General features: G+C 67.7%; 13 protein-coding genes. 10 read left to right on the forward strand and 3 right to left on the reverse strand.

From position 1 onward, the window contains the following. Positions 1-92: 92 nt before the first annotated feature. The 6 genes from CA236_RS13465 to CA236_RS13495 all read left to right on the forward strand — a co-directional run bounded on the left by CA236_RS13465 (position 93) and on the right by CA236_RS13495 (position 9,421). Positions 93-863, forward strand: a complete 771-nt coding sequence (locus CA236_RS13465) for a hypothetical protein (RefSeq protein WP_093068009.1) — start codon at positions 93-95, stop codon at positions 861-863. A 989-nt stretch (positions 864-1,852) separates the two neighbouring features. Further along, positions 1,853-2,335, forward strand: coding sequence for a hypothetical protein (locus tag CA236_RS13475; RefSeq protein ID WP_093068014.1), 483 nt, complete (start codon positions 1,853-1,855; stop codon positions 2,333-2,335). A gap of 9 nt (positions 2,336-2,344) precedes the next feature. Then, a complete protein-coding gene (locus tag CA236_RS13480; protein WP_206430572.1) occupies positions 2,345-5,737 on the forward strand; it encodes a type ISP restriction/modification enzyme in 3,393 nt (1,130 codons plus the stop codon). A gap of 23 nt (positions 5,738-5,760) precedes the next feature. Next, a complete protein-coding gene (locus tag CA236_RS13485) occupies positions 5,761-6,777 on the forward strand; it encodes a VOC family protein (RefSeq protein ID WP_093068017.1) in 1,017 nt (338 codons plus the stop codon). Further along, on the forward strand, positions 6,774-7,607 hold the full coding sequence (locus CA236_RS13490; protein WP_093068019.1) for a fumarylacetoacetate hydrolase family protein: 834 nt from the start codon (positions 6,774-6,776) through the stop codon (positions 7,605-7,607). Before CA236_RS13485 ends, CA236_RS13490 begins: the two co-directional genes overlap by 4 nt. 2 nt (positions 7,608-7,609) lie before the next feature. Beyond that, complete coding sequence (locus tag CA236_RS13495; RefSeq protein WP_164518941.1) at positions 7,610-9,421, forward strand: bifunctional 3-(3-hydroxy-phenyl)propionate/3-hydroxycinnamic acid hydroxylase; 1,812 nt, start codon at positions 7,610-7,612, stop codon at positions 9,419-9,421. Positions 9,422-9,423: 2 nt separating this feature from the next. Here the strand turns inward: CA236_RS13495 and CA236_RS13500 are convergent, their stop codons facing one another. Then, entirely contained in the window at positions 9,424-10,668 is a 1,245-nt protein-coding gene (locus CA236_RS13500; RefSeq protein ID WP_093068024.1) for a DUF1254 domain-containing protein, read from the reverse strand. Between the two features lie 80 nt (positions 10,669-10,748). Continuing rightward, complete coding sequence (locus CA236_RS13505) at positions 10,749-11,411, reverse strand: TetR/AcrR family transcriptional regulator (protein WP_093068027.1); 663 nt, start codon at positions 11,409-11,411, stop codon at positions 10,749-10,751. A gap of 198 nt (positions 11,412-11,609) precedes the next feature. Between CA236_RS13505 and CA236_RS13510 the strand changes: the two genes are divergently transcribed. The 4 genes from CA236_RS13510 to CA236_RS13525 all read left to right on the forward strand — a co-directional run bounded on the left by CA236_RS13510 (position 11,610) and on the right by CA236_RS13525 (position 15,173). Next, complete coding sequence (locus CA236_RS13510) at positions 11,610-12,335, forward strand: response regulator (protein WP_093068030.1); 726 nt, start codon at positions 11,610-11,612, stop codon at positions 12,333-12,335. Beyond that, positions 12,329-13,756, forward strand: coding sequence for an ATP-binding protein (locus CA236_RS13515; RefSeq protein ID WP_093068032.1), 1,428 nt, complete (start codon positions 12,329-12,331; stop codon positions 13,754-13,756). The genes CA236_RS13510 and CA236_RS13515 overlap by 7 nt, the downstream gene beginning before the upstream one ends. Before the next feature lie 90 nt (positions 13,757-13,846). Beyond that, complete coding sequence (locus CA236_RS13520) at positions 13,847-14,323, forward strand: RcnB family protein (RefSeq protein WP_093068035.1); 477 nt, start codon at positions 13,847-13,849, stop codon at positions 14,321-14,323. 43 nt (positions 14,324-14,366) lie between these two features. After that, positions 14,367-15,173: a hypothetical protein gene (locus CA236_RS13525; protein ID WP_093068038.1), complete on the forward strand. Its 807-nt coding sequence runs from the start codon at positions 14,367-14,369 to the stop codon at positions 15,171-15,173. Between the two features lie 79 nt (positions 15,174-15,252). On the opposite strand, the gene CA236_RS13530 is transcribed toward CA236_RS13525, so the two are convergent. Next, complete coding sequence (locus CA236_RS13530) at positions 15,253-15,576, reverse strand: hypothetical protein (protein WP_093068040.1); 324 nt, start codon at positions 15,574-15,576, stop codon at positions 15,253-15,255. Between the last annotated feature and the right edge of the window lie 19 nt (positions 15,577-15,595).

A 15,595-nucleotide genomic window follows, 5' to 3' on the forward strand; every position in this document is an offset into this window, starting at 1 on the left:
TGTGTTGGGGGAAGGCACAGATGCGAACACGGAACATCGCTTGCATAGTTGGGCTGGCGGCCCTCGCGGCCTGCTCGGGATCACCGGAGTCGATGCTTCAGAGCGGTGATCCCAAGGTTTGTGTCTCTGATGCCATTCTGTCTCAGGCGTATGACGTCGTCCGAGAGAACGCGCAGGCGCCCCGCGACGAGCTTCTCGCCGAGCGATATGACGAACTTAAAGCCGGGTGGCTGGCCAAGCTTTCCTTCGTTGCTGGCGACGTGACCAGTACCTCTGTGGACCGTGCAAACCAGAGCGTCGAATGCTCGGGCACACTTCATATCTCTGCTGAAGGGGTGGAGGGTAGCGAAGATGCGCCGTTCGCATACCAGGTGAAGGCGAACCTTTCGGATCCTCGCAGCCCGATCATCTCCGTCGACGTGTCAGCACTCCGCGGCCCGCTGGCTACGATGCTTGGCAAGGTTGCTCGGCCGGACATTGTAAACGCCCAGTCGAGCCGCGACGAAAGCGATGATGCCCTGACCAAGCTGGATGAGGATGAGGTGAGGAATACGCCGGGTGCGCTCGAAAAGCTGCAGGCCCGGTCCCGAGAAAACTTGGTCCAGAACAATTTCAGCGCTTCGGAGCTGGCGCTGGTGGACCGTGTCTACTCCTCCCACATGATGTGTGCTGCCTCGGACGCACGCAATCGTGATGCCCACTGCCGCAAAGAGCGGCGTCTCGAGCAAGAAGCGAAGTCGATCGACTTGTGCCGAACCGCGGGCAACGAGTGGTATCATTGCTCACGCGAAGCCGAGCTCCAGGAACAGAGGGACGCGCTTCGCGGGACCAGAAATGATGATGTCGTCGAAGGCGCGTTCTGACCCACCGCAGGAGGCGAGGTCCAGCAAGTGTCTATAAGATCCTACGTAACCAGACAGTTCCGCGCTTATGCCTGGGCCGTTCTCGTTGGGGAGCGAGGTAACGACACCGGGCAACCCCGGTATATAGGCGGCCCTACATGCGACGAAGCTATCGGCGACCTACTTGTTCTTCTAGGTACGTGCTCCAGGCCTCTAAAAGCTTGGATCATCTCGGATCTCGATACGTTCGGGCACGGTGACCACGCGCTCTTGATCGAAACAACTGACGGTGCCGTTGTTGTACGCGGCGGGCTCACTTCTGGTTACAACGGCCAAGGTGCTCGAGCACTAGCGAGTTCAATTAAGCTTCTGGTCGATCGCGACTGCTACCCCGAAGATGCGGTTGTAAGAAGAGACGTCCTTTTACGCGCGAGACACTGTGCGCTCTTGGATGAGGATATCGAGCTCATTCGCAATGGTGGTGACGTACGACGGAGGCAGCACTTCACTCATTACCTCGACGCGCCTTACTTTCGTGAGAGAAGGACTTGGGAGTACGGCCGACCCGTCCTGCCCTTATCCTTGCTTCATCCTTCTCTACGCTCAACCGCGCAGGAGTTCTTTGTAAAGCCAGACCAGGTTCTGCGTGACGTCGCTCGAGACATCGAGCATCGAGTGAAAACGCAGCTGCCCAAGGGCAGGTCAAGGGGTCAGCGCGAGGGTGCATTTTGGAACAACGCCTTCTCTGAGGACAACGCACCTCTCGTATGGCCCGACTTAGAGAAGGGCGAGGTAATCGCGCGGGTGAAGCTCTTTGAGGGGGCCTTTGGCACGATCAGGAACCCCCGTGCGCATCGACCGGATGTACCAGACGATCACGCGTTCGAAGAACTTCTACTCCTGAATATGCTATTGAGCTTTGTCGATGAGGCCGAACCACGACAGATGGACGGGACCAGCGAAACGATGGAAAACGGAGTCCCTCCCGCTTCCGAGGAACGCACTAGCTGATGCCTGACGACATCGTGCCAGCGTACCCGGGTTCGGCGGCGAGCGCCTGGCAGATCCTCAACCTCGCACACGAGTTTCGCGGTAGCTGCTTGCATCTGATGGCGCGGTCTCACGGATCGGAGCCACACCAGCTCGCTCCGGCCCGCGTTTTAGCGATCCACGCGATCGAGCTCTACCTGAACGCGCTGATGCTTGATGCTGGCGAGACACCCCAAGCAGTCCGTGGGCTGCAGCACGACCTCGGGGCGCGCGCGAAGCGAGCGGGAGAGTGCGGTCTCGTCCTGCGCCAGCGGACGGCCGATCATCTGCACCGGCTTACCAGCGGGAGGGAGTACCTGACAGCCCGCTATGGACCAGAGCTGTCAGGGACGCTGTCGCAGCTCAACAGGTTGACGGCGACGCTTGAAGAAGTCGCGCAAAAGGTCACGCAGCTTGTTAACAGGAGGATCGAGGCACGGTTTGCGAGCCGGGCATCAGCGTGAAGGGGCAGAGTGGCATACAATCCTGAACAGATCGCGGAGGAGTTCTTCGAAGCCGTCCGTCGGGTCCATGCTTTGGGGGCCGGCACGCCTGAGACCGCCTACTATCCCGCGCTGAACACCCTGTTCGAGCGCGTGGGGGCTTCCCTCCGGCCCAAGGTGCTGCCCGTGTCGCAGCTCGCCAACACCGGCGCCGGCAGCCCCGATTTCGGTTTGTTCGCAGCGCGGCAGATTCAGAAGGGCGCACCGCGGCCGGGGCAGGCGCCCGAGCGCGGGGTAGTAGAGGTCAAGGGCGTCGCCGATGACAGCCTGTTCAAGTCGACACCCAAGCAGCTGACTAAATACTTCGAAGGCTATGGACTGGTCCTCGTGACCAACCTGCGCGCCTTCCAGCTGGTCGGACGCGGACCCGACGGCCAGGCCGCACGTCTGGAGGCGTTCGCGATCGCGCAGAGCGCGCCCGAGTTCTGGTCCCTCGTTCAAGAGCCGGCTGAAGCCGCCAAGTCAGTCGGCCGCGCGTTCGTCGAGTATCTTCGGCGCGCCTTCACGCAGAACGTCGCTCTCGTTCAACCCAAGGACGTCGCGTGGTTTCTGGCATCCTATGCTCGCGACGCACTGGCTAGGGTCGAGGCCGCTGGTGATCTGCCGGCGCTTAAGACGATCCGTACCGCGTTGGAGGATGCCCTCGGGATCACCTTCGAGGGCGAGAAGGGTGATCACTTCTTCAGGTCCACCCTCATCCAGACGCTCTTCTACGGGTTGTTTTCGGCGTGGGGCATCTGGGCGCGCACCACACCGCGCAACCCTGCGCGGTTCGATTGGCACTCGGCTGCATGGACCCTCCATGTGCCGTTCGTGGCGACACTGTTTCAGCAGCTCACCGCTCCGAAGCACATCAAGAAGCTGGACCTCGTCGAGGTGCTCGACTGGACCGGCGAGACGCTCAACCGGATCGACGCCAAGGAGTTCTTGAAGCGCTTCGAGGAAGGACGCGCTGTCCAGTACTTCTACGAGCCCTTCCTCGAGGCGTTCGATCCCAAGCTCCGGAAGCAGTTCGGAGTCTGGTACACGCCGGTCGAGGTGATCGACTACATGGTCGCGCGCGTCGACCGTGCTCTCAAGCACGACCTTGGCATTTCGGATGGGCTCGCTGACGAGCGGGTCTATGTCCTCGACCCCTGTTGCGGCACCGGGGGTTTCTTCAACTCCGTCCTGCGCCGGATTGAGGCGAACCTGGCTGCTCATGGGCTCGGTTCTGCCGTCGCGGATCGACTGCGAAGTGCCGCCTGCAACCGGGTGTTCGGCTTCGAGATCATGCCGGCGCCCTTCGTCGTCGCCCACATGCAGGCGGGCATCACGCTCTCGAACATGGGGGCGCCGATACCCGACGATGCGCGGCCGGGGATCTACCTGACCAACGCCCTCACCGGGTGGGAACCGCACACGAACAAGCCCCTGCCCTTCGCGGAACTGGAGGAAGAGCGGGCCTCGGCCGATGCCGTGAAACAGACCAGGCCGATCCTCGTCGTACTCGGAAACCCGCCCTATGACGGCTTCGCCGGCGTGTCCTCCAATCCGGAGGAGCGGGCGCTCTCGAACGAGTACCGGAAGGTGAAGAAGGTCGCCCCCGCCCAGGGCCAGGGCTTGAACGAGCTCTACGTCCGCTTCTTTCGAATGGCTGAGCGGCGTATTGCCGAGAAGACGGGCCAGGGCGTGGTGTCGTTCATCTCCAACTACAGCTGGCTGGACAGCTCCAGCTGCTCCGGCATGCGGGAGCGATATCTGGAGGCATTCGACACGATCAACGTCGATTGTCTGAACGGGGACAAGTACAAGACCGGGAAGCGCACGCCTGATGGCTCGGCCGACCCATCCGTGTTCGCGACCACGGCCAACCCTGCCGGCATCCAGGTGGGCACGGCGATCGTCACGATGGTGCGCCACCAGGATCATCAGCCGACCGATGTGATCGGCTTCCGTAACATCTGGGGCGCCGGCAAGAGGGAGGCGCTTGCCGCGACGGCGGAAGCCGACCCGGCGACCCTCTACGAGTCCGTGGCTCCGACCTTGCCGATGCGATTGCAGTTCATGCCGTTCGACGTCGATCCGGCGTACTTTGAATGGCCTCTGCTACCCAGCTTGCTGCCTGTCGGGTTTCCGGGCGTCAAGACGAGTCGGGACGAGTTCCTGGTCGACGTCGACCGGGACGCGCTTGAGCGCAGGATCGAGCGTTATCTCGACCCGAAGACGACGGACGCCGAGCTCGCGAAGTCGCACCCTGCTCTCGTGAACACGACCGAACGGTACAACGCGGCAACCACGCGCAAAGCGCTGATCGAGCGGAAATATCAACTCGGCCAAATCGTGCGCTATGCCTACCGGCCCTTTGACGTTCGTTGGGCATATTGGGACCCCGACACCAAGCTGATTGACGAGAAACGCCCCGAGTTTTTCGCCAATGCAGAAGTAGGAAACCGATTCCTCACGGCCGGCGTCCGGAACCGCATGGGGGTCTATTACAAGCCCCAGTCCGTCAGCGTTCTCGGCGATCACCACCTTGTCGAGAGCAACGTGTCGATCTTCCCGGCCCGGGTTCGTCAGGACACCCAGAATGTCGAGCCGAACCTCGCCAAGTCGGTGAAGACGATGCTGGCCGAGCGGGATCTCACGAGTGACCAGCTGTTCGACCACGTTCTCGCCACCCTGAATGCGCCGGTCTACGAGGCGCGGTACATCGATGCCCTTCGTGTCGACTGGCCTCGCATCCCGATCCCGGCGTCGAACGAGACGTTCGCGCGCTCTGCGGCGCTGGGGGCAAGACTTGCGGCTCTCCTCGATGTCGAGGTGGCCGTGGATGGTGTCAGCCGCGGGGCGCTGTTGCCGGGACTGTCCTCGATCGGATTGCCCTACGGCTCGTCCTACGAGGTCACCGCGGGCTGGGGTTCGGTACAGCGGAAGGACAGCGGAACGCGACTGATCATGCCCGGCGCGGGCATGGCGACAGAAAGGGAGTGGACCGAGGCGGAACTGGAGGCTCTGCGCCAGATCGCAACCCGGCACGGCCTTTCGTTGGCTGCATTGCTGGACGTCACCGGTGATAGAGCCGTCGACATCGAGATGAACGGGACGGCGGGTTGGCGGGCTGTGCCGTCCAAGGTGTGGAGCTACACTGCGGGCGGCTACCAGGCCCTCAAGAAGTGGCTTTCGTACCGCGAAACGGCGATTATGGGGCGACCGCTTCGTGGTGAAGAGGTGCTTCACTTCGCACAAACGGCGCGTCGGATCACAGAGATCCTCGCTATGGGACCGGCGCTGAATGCGACGCATGACGAAGCGCGAGCGGACGCGATCGTCTGGACCGCGAGGGATGAAACGGGCCAGGTCGTCGTCGATGACAATGACTAAACAGTCAATATAGAGGCGCGGTGATGAGCATCACGCGGGTAGAGGATATCGGGCATGTGCGCTTCGCAGCGCCGGACCTGGCGGAAATGCGCCGTTTTCTCGAGGAGTTCGGGCTTTCCTGCTTTGAACGGGACGGGCGCCTGTACGGCCGCGGATCGGATGGCGCGCCGTTCGCGCATGTGACCGAGCGGGGCGAAGCGGCATTTCTGGGGCTGGGCCTGCGGCTGGCGGATCGCGAGTCGCTGGAGCGCTTGGCGGACAGCGAGGGCGCGCGCGTCGAGCCGTTCGATGCGCCGGGCGGCGGCTGGGTGGTCCGGCTGCGCGATCCGGACGGCAATGCGGTGGAGGCGGTCGCCGGGCAGGCGTGGGACGAGGCGGGGGCGCACGTGCCGGAAAGCGGGTTCAACTCCGCGGCGCTGCGGCGGCGGCTGCGCAGCGCGGTGCGGCTGGCGCAAGGCCCTTCGCGCGTCCGGCGGCTGGGCCATGCGGTGCTCAACGTCGCGGATTTCCGGCGATCGGAGCGCTGGTACAAGGAACGTTTCGGCTTCATCACCTCCGACGAGATCGAGGCGGCGCCGGGCGTGGCGCTGGGCGCCTTCATGCGCTGCGACCGCGGCGACCAGCCGACCGACCACCATACGCTGTTCCTGGCGCAGCTGCCCGGCGGGCCGGGGTTCAACCATGCCGCTTTCGAGGTCGCCGGGCTGGACGACCTGATGCTGGGCCATGCGCATCTGAAGGCCAGGGGGCGCAACGCGGCCTGGGGAGTGGGACGGCACAAGCTGGGCAGCCAGATCTTCGATTACTGGAAGGATCCCTGGGGGCACGAACTGGAGCATTGGACTGACGGCGATCTGTTCACCGCCGAGGACGGATCCAACAAGGCGACCGTGCGCGACATGCTCGACGTGCAATGGGGCAGCCCGTTCCCGGCGCTCGCCGGCAAGCGTGCGCCGAGTTTCGAGAATGTCGGGCGGCTGATGGCGTTCAACATCAGGTTGCGGCAGCTGTTCCGCCGCGGACGAAAGGAAGTGGCATGAAGCTGGCGCGCTACGAGCAGGGCGGCGAGGCGCGGATCGGCGTGGTCGCCGGCGACCGGATCGTCGATGCCGGGGCAGGATCGATGATCGACCTGATCGCCGATTGGGACACGCGGGGCGATGCGCTTGCGTCGGCGTCGACGGGAGAGGGGCTGCCGCTCGCTTCGGTGCGGCTGCTGGCGCCGGTGCCGCGCCCGGGCAAGATCTTCGCGATCGGCCTCAACTATGCCGATCATATCGCCGAATCGAACATGGAAACGCCGCAGCGGCAGGTGTGGTTCACCAAGGCGCAGACCTCGATCAACGGACCGCATGATCCGATCCTGATCGCGCGCAATGCGCCGTTCGTCGATTACGAGGTGGAACTGGTGGCGGTGATCGGGCGGCGCGCCAAGCACATCGCGGCGGCGGACGCGGCGGCGCATGTCTTCGGCTATTGCGTCGGCAACGACGTGACCGAGCGGATGTGGCAGCATGCCGGCCCGCAATGGGCATTGGGCAAGTCGTTCGACACGCATGCCCCGATCGGCCCGTGGATCGTCACGGCGGACGAGATCGGCGACCCGCACGACCTGGCGATCCGCTGCTTCGTCAACGGCGAGCAGCGGCAGGCGTCGAACACGCGGCATCTGGTGTTCGATCTGTGGCAGCAGATCGAGCATCTGTCCGCCGCGATGACGCTGGAGCCGGGCGACCTGATCTTCACCGGCACGCCGGGCGGCGTCGGTGCGGCGATGGAGCCCAAGCGCTTCCTGAAGCCGGGCGACACGGTGCGCTGCGAGATCGACCGCATCGGCGCCATCCAAGCCACGATGGTGGCGGAAGACTGACGGTGGCGCAGGACCGGACGTGCGACGTCCTGATCGTCGGCGCGGGGCCGACGGGATCGGCGCTGGCGCTGTTCCTGGCACAGCAGGGCGTGCGCGTGCTGATCGCGGACAAGGCAGCGGACATCTACCCGCTGCCGCGCGCGGCGCATATCGATCATGAAACGGTGCGCATCTTCCAGGCGCTCGGGCTGGCGGCACCGATCATGGCATCGTGCCGGCAGGCGCCGCGCTACGACTTCGTCAATGCCAGGGGCGACGTGCTGCTGCGCTTCGATGGCGCGGACCGCATCGGTGCGGGCGGATGGCCGGCGGCGAACATGATCCACCAGCCGTCGATCGAGCGGGCGCTGCGCGACGCGCTGCACGCCAACCCGGCGATCACGCTGCGCACCGGCTGGACGCTGCAGGCGCTGGCGATGGACGACGACGGTGCGACGGCGCGGTTCGCCGACGGCGCGGACGAAACAACAGTGCGCGCGCGCTTCGTCGTCGGGGCGGACGGCACGCGCAGCGCGACGCGCGCCCTGGCGGGGATCGCGCTGGACGATCTGTGCTTCGACGAACCGTGGCTGGTGATCGATGCGATCGTGCATGACGCGGCGCGGCTGCCGACGATCAACCTGCAGATCTGCGATCCGGCGCGGCCGACGACCTGCGTGCTGATGGGGTCGGGGCGGCACCGGTGGGAGTTCATGCTGCGGCCGGGCGAGACGCCCGAGCAGGCGACCGACCCGGCGTTCGTCGCCGCGCTGCTCGCGCCGTGGAACGTCGAGGGCGCGGTCGAGGTCGAGCGGCTGGCGGTCTATCGCTTCAACGCGCGGGTGGCGCATCGCTGGCGCGCCGGGCCGGTGCTGCTGGCGGGCGATGCGGCGCACCAGATGCCGCCGTTCGCGGGGCAGGGCATGTGTTCGGGCCTGCGCGACGCGGCCAACCTCGGCTGGAAGCTGGCGGCGGTGGTCGCAGGGGACGCGCCGGCGACGCTGCTCGACACCTATCAGGCCGAGCGCGAGCCGCATGTCCGCCAGATCATCGCGCTGGCGATGATGATGGGGCGCACGGTCTGCGAGCTCGATCCCGAGATCGCCGCCGCGCGCGACGTGCAGATGATCGCCGCGCGCGCCCAGGCGGGCGAGATGCGACCGCCCGCGGCGGCGCTGGCGAACGGGCATCTGCTGGCCGGGTCGGCGGCGGCAGGCGACTATTTCCCGCAATTCCTCGGCGCGGCGGGCGAGCGGCTGGATGACGTGCTGGGGGCTGGAGCGTGGCTGCTTGCTGACGCGCCGATCCCCACGGGGGAGGGCGGCGTTCGCGCCGCGGATCTGTCGCACCCCGCGCTGGCGCCGTTCGCGGCGGCGATCGCCGAATGGCTGCGCACGCGCGACGTGCCCGCGGTGCTCGTTCGGCCGGACCGCTATGTGTTCGGGACGGGGACGCCGTCCGATCTTCAGGCCGCCTATCGCTTCGCCACGGCGGCGCAATCACCGGTGCCGGACGGCGCCTTCATACGGGAGAGTGAAATGTCGATCGATGGAACCTACGACGTCGTCGTGAAATCGCCGATGGGCGAGCGCAAGTCGGTGCTGACGGTGCAGAGCGCCGGCGATCGCTTCACCGGCACCAATGCCGGCGACGCCGGTTCGTTCGACGTGTCCGGCGCGGTGAGCGGCAACACGCTGACGTGGCAGCAGAAGATCACCACGCCGATGCCGATGACGCTCGACATGACCGCCACGATCGAGGGCGACACGATCACCGGATCGGCCAAGGCGGGGGCGTTCGGGTCCTTCCCGCTGAGCGGGCAGCGGACCGGCTGACATCAGTCTGCCGGCTGGAGCGGCGGCATCCGGTAGATGCCGTCGAGCCATTCGGTGTGGGGAAGATAGGCGCGCATCACGATGCCGAACGGGCCGGCCGGGGCGGGCAGCCAGTTCACCTCCGGAACGTCCGCCGGCGGCTCGTGGCCGATCGCGATCGTCAGCCTGCCGTCCGCCGCCTTTGCGAGCCCGGGCGTCCGGTCGCCGATCGAATAGCGTTGCAGCGGATTGGCGGTGAGGAACATCTGCCCGTCGTCCGCCGCCTCGTACATCGTCAGCGACCAGAAGCCGTCGACCGGCGGCAGCGTATCGGCGGCGAAGTGCAGCCGCCATTGGCGGGTGCCGTCGTAGAGGCCGTCGCTGGTGCCGGTGCCTTGCAGGTACAGCGCCTCGACCGACGGCATCGCCGCCAGCCCCTTCAGCGCGACGGCGGCGCGATAACGATAATCCTGGCCGAAGTCGCCGACGCCGTGCCCGGGCTGGAGCCAGCCGTCCACGGCGCGTGCGCCGATCCCGCCGGCGGCGACGGCCCAGTGTCGCGCCTGCTGCACGCCCGTCGCGATCGCCTGCGCCGCGTCAGGCGAGAAGCGCGTCGGATCGAACCGCCCCTCGCCGATGCCCAGCCCCGCGATCCGACGCCGCAGCGCGAGATCGGTGGCGGGCGGCGGATTGGCCACCATCATGGCATCGACGGCGGCGAGATAGTCGGCCCAGTCGGCGGTGCGGCTGGCGAGCGGCGTCCAGTCGCGCGCGGCGGGTGCGTCGAGCGTGATCGCCTGCTGCACCGCTCGTGCCGCCTCCAGGTCCGCCGGCCCGTCGACCAGCACGCGCGCCAGCCCCCAGACGAAGTCGGTCGGCGCGCGGATCACCATCGGGCCGGTCTCGTCGGAGGACGGGCCGACGATGCGGAAGGTGCCGCCCTCGGCCCCGGTGGTGCGGGTGCCCAGGATGGCGAAATTGTTGGTCCAGGCGTCCATCAGCGCGAAGGACAGGTAACGCTCTCCGGCAGGCGGCAGGGTGAGCGTCGCGGGACCGTGGCTGAGGTCCAGGTGCGCGCTGGAATAGAGCGTGTCGTTGTTCGGCAGCGTCACCTCACGATCGCGCGGCGTGAGCAGCCGGTGGACGTGGTGCAGGCGGTTCTGCTGCACGCCCAGGCGCAGCACGCGGGTGCGGGTGGCCGCCATCTCGATCAGCGGCAGGCCATACAGCCATGCCTCTGCGGCCTGCTCCTCGAGCGTGTGGCGCATCGTTCGCTCTCCTCGACCTCGTCCAGCGCCCTGTCCTGCCGCGCGGCAGTGGCATCGGCAAGCTCAAACTGACCGAACGGTCAGTCGGTGCGATCAGCCTCGTGGCGCTGCGGGCGGATGATGGCGTCGGCCGCCTGCGCGGCGATCAGCTCGGCCTCCGGCGGCGCCAGGCCGAAGGAGCGCAGCGTCATCGCGCACAGCTGCTGAGTCTGCACCAGCGGCGACCAGTCGTCGTGATGCCGCACGGTGGAATAGAGCAGGATGTGCGCCACCCCCATCACGAAGAGCAGCCCGGCCTGCACCGTGGGCAGCGCCAGCCGCCCGCTACGCAGCCCGGCGGCGAGATCGTGGCGCAGGCCGTCGTTCAGCGCCTCGCTCGCCGAGCGGCGCGGATCGTTGTGAAGCAGGATCGCGCCCTCCGCCGGCGATTCGACGACGCTCGCGACATAGACGCAGATCGCGCGCGTCAGGCGCACCGCGGGATCCTCGATGCCGGCGTTGATCGTCGCGATCCGTTCCTCGACGGTGGACCGGATCTCGGTGACGATGGCGGTGAGCAGCGCATCCTTGTCGTCGAAATGGTTGTAGAAGGTGCCCTTGGCGACGCCGGCCGCAGCGACGATGTCGTCGATCGCCACCGCATCGATCGCCCGTTCCGCAAACAACCGCCGGCCGGCGGCGAGCAGGGCATTGCGGGTGCGCAGGACGCGGGCTTGGGGGACTGGCGGGGAAGCGATCGTCACCCGGCTGGCATGCCGCAGGCGGCGGCTGCGTTCCAGTCACTTGTCACCGCCGGGCGGGTGGCCGCCATCGCTCTGTTACGTTTCGTTACGCGCCGTCACGCGGCAGCGGCACAGCGCCGCGCCGCTTGCGCTACGCACCGCAGGGCGCCGCGCCGCTCGCGGGTCGGCGCGATGATCGCGGGTGGACGGAGCTGAGGGATGAGCGTCGCGGACACGATGGTGGCAGTGATCGAGGACGATCCGGGAATCCGTGATCTCGTCACCGACCTGTTGCGCCGCGAAGGGTTCGAGGTGCTCGCCTATGCCGATGCCGCCTCCTTCTTCCGCTCGGCACCGGTCGAGCGGCTCGATTGCCTGATCCTCGACGTCATGCTGCCCGGGGAGGACGGGCTGTCGATCTGCCGCACGCTGCGCGCCGCGCGCCCGCGGCTGCCGATCCTGATGGTCAGTGCCAAGGGCGATGACGTCGACCGGATCGTCGGGCTGGAAGTGGGCGCGGACGATTACCTCGCCAAGCCGTTCAACGCGCGCGAGCTTCTGGCCCGTGTTCGCGCGGCGCTTCGCCGGCTGCGCGCCGGCAGCGAGGCGGCGGCAGGAGAAGAGGCGGCGATCTACCGCTTCGCCGGCTGGACGCTGTCCGCCGGCAATCGCAGCCTAACCGCGCCGGACGGCGCGCTGGTCAATCTGACCGGCGGCGAATTCGACCTGCTGCTGGCGCTGGTGTCGCATCCGCAGCGCGTGGTGACGCGCGACCAGTTGCTCGACTGGACGCGCGGCAAGGTGGCGACGCCCTTCGATCGCGCGGTCGACGTCCAGCTCAGCCGCCTCCGCCGCAAGATCGGCGACGATCCGCGCGAGCCGGCGATGATCCGCACGATCCGCGGCGACGGCTATATGTTCGCGATGCCGGTGGCGCGATGCTGAAGCCGTCCAGACTGTTCGGCGGGCTGCGCGCGCGGCTGGGCGGGCTGCTGCTGCTCCACACGCTGACGGTGGCGGCGCTGCTGGTGCTGTTGCTCGTGGGCTTCGGCAAGCCGCGCCAGACCTTCTACCGCCTGCCGGAGGCCGACGAAGTAGCGCTGATCGTGCATGCGATCGAGCGCGCGCCGGCGGACGTGCGCCCGGCCGTGGTGGCGGCGGTGAGCACCGATTTCCGTCATGTCCGGCTGGTCCGGGCACCGGCGCCCGGCGAACAGCCGAGCGTGGCGCCGGCGGTTGCCGGTCGATTGGCGGCAAAGCTCGCGATGGCGTGGCAGCGCGAGGCGGCGGCGTCGCCCGACGATCTCGCCGCGGCCTATCGCGCGGTGCTCGGGGCGCGACCGGTCCACGTCCGGGTCGCCGATCATGAGGAACTGCGCGATTTCGGCGGCGGGCGCGTGCTGTCCGACGTGCCCGTCCGTGTCCTGGTACCCTTGCCCGACGAGGGGGGGCGCGACGGGGTGGCGGTCGAGATCGTCCGGATTACGCCGCCCGTCGTGACCCGGCTGGTGCGCTTCTTCCCGGCGCTGATCGGAGTGATCGCGGTATTGCAGGTGGTGGCGATCGTCGTGCTGGCCTGGCAGACCACGCGGCCGGTGTCGCGGCTGCTGGCGGCGGTGCGCAGCGACGGCGCGGGCAAGCCCGATCCGCAATGGCCGACGGGCGGCCCGCGCGAGATCCAGGAACTGGGCGCGGCGTTCGCCGACCGCAGCCGCCGGCTGAAGCAGCTCGCCACGCAGCGCACGCGCATCATGGCGGCGGTGGCGCACGATTTCCGTACCTATCTGACCCGGCTGGAGCTGCGCGCCGATTTCATCGACGAGCCGCGTCAGCGCGATGCGGCCATGGCCGATCTGAAGGAGATGAGCGTCCTGCTGGACGACACGCTCACCTTCGCGCGCTACGCCGGCGAGACCGACCGCATTCCCGACGAGGTGATCGACCTCGACACGGAAATCACCGATGCGGTCGAGGTCCGCCGCGGGGTGGGCGAGGTCATCCTGGTCGATCCGCTGCCGCGCCCGGCGCAGGCGCAGGTCGCGCGCATCTCCTTCCAGCGCATGCTGGCCAACCTGCTCGACAATGCCATTCGCTACGGCGGGCATGCCGGGGTGCGGGTGACGCGGACGGACGGCTGGCTGATCGTCTATGTCGAGGACGAGGGGCCGGGCGTGCCGGAAGACCAGCTCGCCGGGCTGACCGAACCCTTCCACCGGCTGGAGCAATCGCGCGCGCGCCAGACCGGCGGGTCGGGGCTGGGGCTGTCGATCGTCGAGGCGCTGCTCGTGCGCCATGGCGGCCGGCTGACGCTCGCCAACCGGCCGGGCGGCGGGTTTCGCGCCGGGCTGTGGCTGCGCGCCGCCTGAGGCGATTGTTACAATGATTTACGCGGCGCTCGTCGTCGTGTTGCGCAGCCCGGCGAAACCTCCAGTCCTCGAAGAACTGGAGCGACCATCATGCGTATCAATCACGGCATCTCGATCGTCGGCGCCCTCGCGCTCACCGCCTGCACCGTCTCGCTCGGCGCCATGCCTGCCGCCGCGCAGGATCGCCACGGCCATGCCGTCCGCCGGACGACGATCGTCGGCCCTGAAGGCGGTCGGATCACGACGCGCGGCGCCGTCCGCTGGGATCGCGACAACCCCAATTGGTGGCACGGCCATCCGGGCTTTGCCGGCTACCACGGCCCGCGGCCGGGTTATTACTACGCGCCGCATCATGGCTATTATGCGGTGCCGCGCCCTTATTGGGGGCGCACCTGGGTGGTCGGCGCGACGGTGCCCGCCAGTATGCGCGTCTATGTCGTCAGCAATCCGGCCTTCTACGGCCTGACGGTGGCGCCGGCCGGCTATCGCTGGATCTACGTCAACAACAACATCACGCTGATCAACCGCAGCGGCGTGATCGTCCGCAGCGTGCCGCGCGTCTGGTGATCGCGCCGCCGCCGTTCCCCCGCACAGACCAGGACGACCCACAATGAAGCTCTACAAGATTGCCTCGCTGGCCGGCGCCATCGCCATGACCGGCATGTCGGTGGCGAGCGTCGCGGCGGCGCCCCCGCTGACGCTGCAGCCGATCAGCATCGGCGCGGAGACTGCGCGGTTCGACCGCGGCGTCGCCACCGTCAGCCTGACGACCCTGGCCGGGGCGGTCGAGGTGCGGCCGTTGCCCTTGCGCGACGATCGCACGCTCGCCTTTTCCGTCGCGGTGTACAATCGCAGCGGGCGGGCGGCGAACTTCGGCACGGAGAATGTGACCGCCAGCTTCGATCGCGTGCCGCTGCGCGTGCTCACCCATGACGACCTGGCCGATGCCGCCACGCACAAGGCACGCGACCGTCAGGTCGGCGCGCTGGCGCTGGCCGGCGTGCTGGCGGGCGTGGCTTCCACCGCCTCCACCACGCGTTACGGCTATCGCGTCGTGCATACCCCGCGCGCCACCTATGCGCGGGCGATCTCGTGGCAGGACAACAGCATCGGCGCGGCGGGGGCGGTCGCGGCAGTCGGCGCGGGGGCGATGGCAGCGCGCAGCATCGGCGAGCGGCTGGACTATACGCTCGACCGGATCGACGGCGAGACGCTGCAGACCACCACCGTCGATCCCGACGCCAGCCTCGGCGGGGTCGTCACGGTCGCGCTGTACGACGATCTGCGCAAGCGCCCGGGCGTCGTCCACATGACGGTGCGCTGGAACGGCGAACATTATCCCTTCGCCTTCCGCCTCGCGCCGCCCGGCGCCCCGGCGCAGGAGATGCCGGCGACCCAGCCCGGCGACGGCTTCTAGCCCACGCACTGCCCACCCCCGGTTTCTCGCGAGCCGCCGCTTCCTTGTCGAAGCGGCGGTTCGTTCGCGTCGGTCCAATTCAGGCCGTGACCTCGGCGCGCACGGGCTGCGCGGCGCTGCGGCAGCCTCGTCCCGCCGGGCCGGCCATGCCGGTCAGCAATTGCAGGGCAAGGCGGGCGTGCAGGCGGGCGAGGGCGGCGTGGCACGCCTCGGCGCGCGGCACCAGCGCGCCGATCGCCATGCGGGTTTCCTGCTCGGCGCGGCGAAGGTGATAGGACAAATCGTTGTGCGGCATGATCGGTGACGGAGCCTTGCTGACTGCCGGCAACGGCGCCGACCCGTCCGCTCTATCCACCCCGTCCCGCGCGGTGATGATGGCCGTGAAACAGTTCGTGTCGCGCATGTATCGCCCGTGCCGCGCA

Origin of the sequence: Sphingomonas sp. ABOLG, assembly GCF_003950435.1 — a bacterium.
GTDB lineage: Bacteria > Pseudomonadota > Alphaproteobacteria > Sphingomonadales > Sphingomonadaceae > Sphingomonas > Sphingomonas panaciterrae.

Excerpts from the sequence above, each read along its gene's own strand:
- CA236_RS13465 (WP_093068009.1), top strand. The coding sequence starts at position 93 with ATGCTTCAGAGCGGTGATCCCAAGGTTTGTGTCTCTGATGCCATTCTG.
- CA236_RS13510 (WP_093068030.1), top strand. The coding sequence starts at position 11,610 with ATGAGCGTCGCGGACACGATGGTGGCAGTGATCGAGGACGATCCGGGA.
- CA236_RS13485 (WP_093068017.1), top strand. The coding sequence starts at position 5,761 with ATGAGCATCACGCGGGTAGAGGATATCGGGCATGTGCGCTTCGCAGCG.
- CA236_RS13490 (WP_093068019.1), top strand. The coding sequence starts at position 6,774 with ATGAAGCTGGCGCGCTACGAGCAGGGCGGCGAGGCGCGGATCGGCGTG.
- CA236_RS13530 (WP_093068040.1), bottom strand. The coding sequence starts at position 15,576 with ATGCGCGACACGAACTGTTTCACGGCCATCATCACCGCGCGGGACGGG.
- CA236_RS13500 (WP_093068024.1), bottom strand. The coding sequence starts at position 10,668 with ATGCGCCACACGCTCGAGGAGCAGGCCGCAGAGGCATGGCTGTATGGC.
- CA236_RS13515 (WP_093068032.1), top strand. The coding sequence starts at position 12,329 with ATGCTGAAGCCGTCCAGACTGTTCGGCGGGCTGCGCGCGCGGCTGGGC.
- CA236_RS13520 (WP_093068035.1), top strand. The coding sequence starts at position 13,847 with ATGCGTATCAATCACGGCATCTCGATCGTCGGCGCCCTCGCGCTCACC.
- CA236_RS13475 (WP_093068014.1), top strand. The coding sequence starts at position 1,853 with ATGCCTGACGACATCGTGCCAGCGTACCCGGGTTCGGCGGCGAGCGCC.
- CA236_RS13525 (WP_093068038.1), top strand. The coding sequence starts at position 14,367 with ATGAAGCTCTACAAGATTGCCTCGCTGGCCGGCGCCATCGCCATGACC.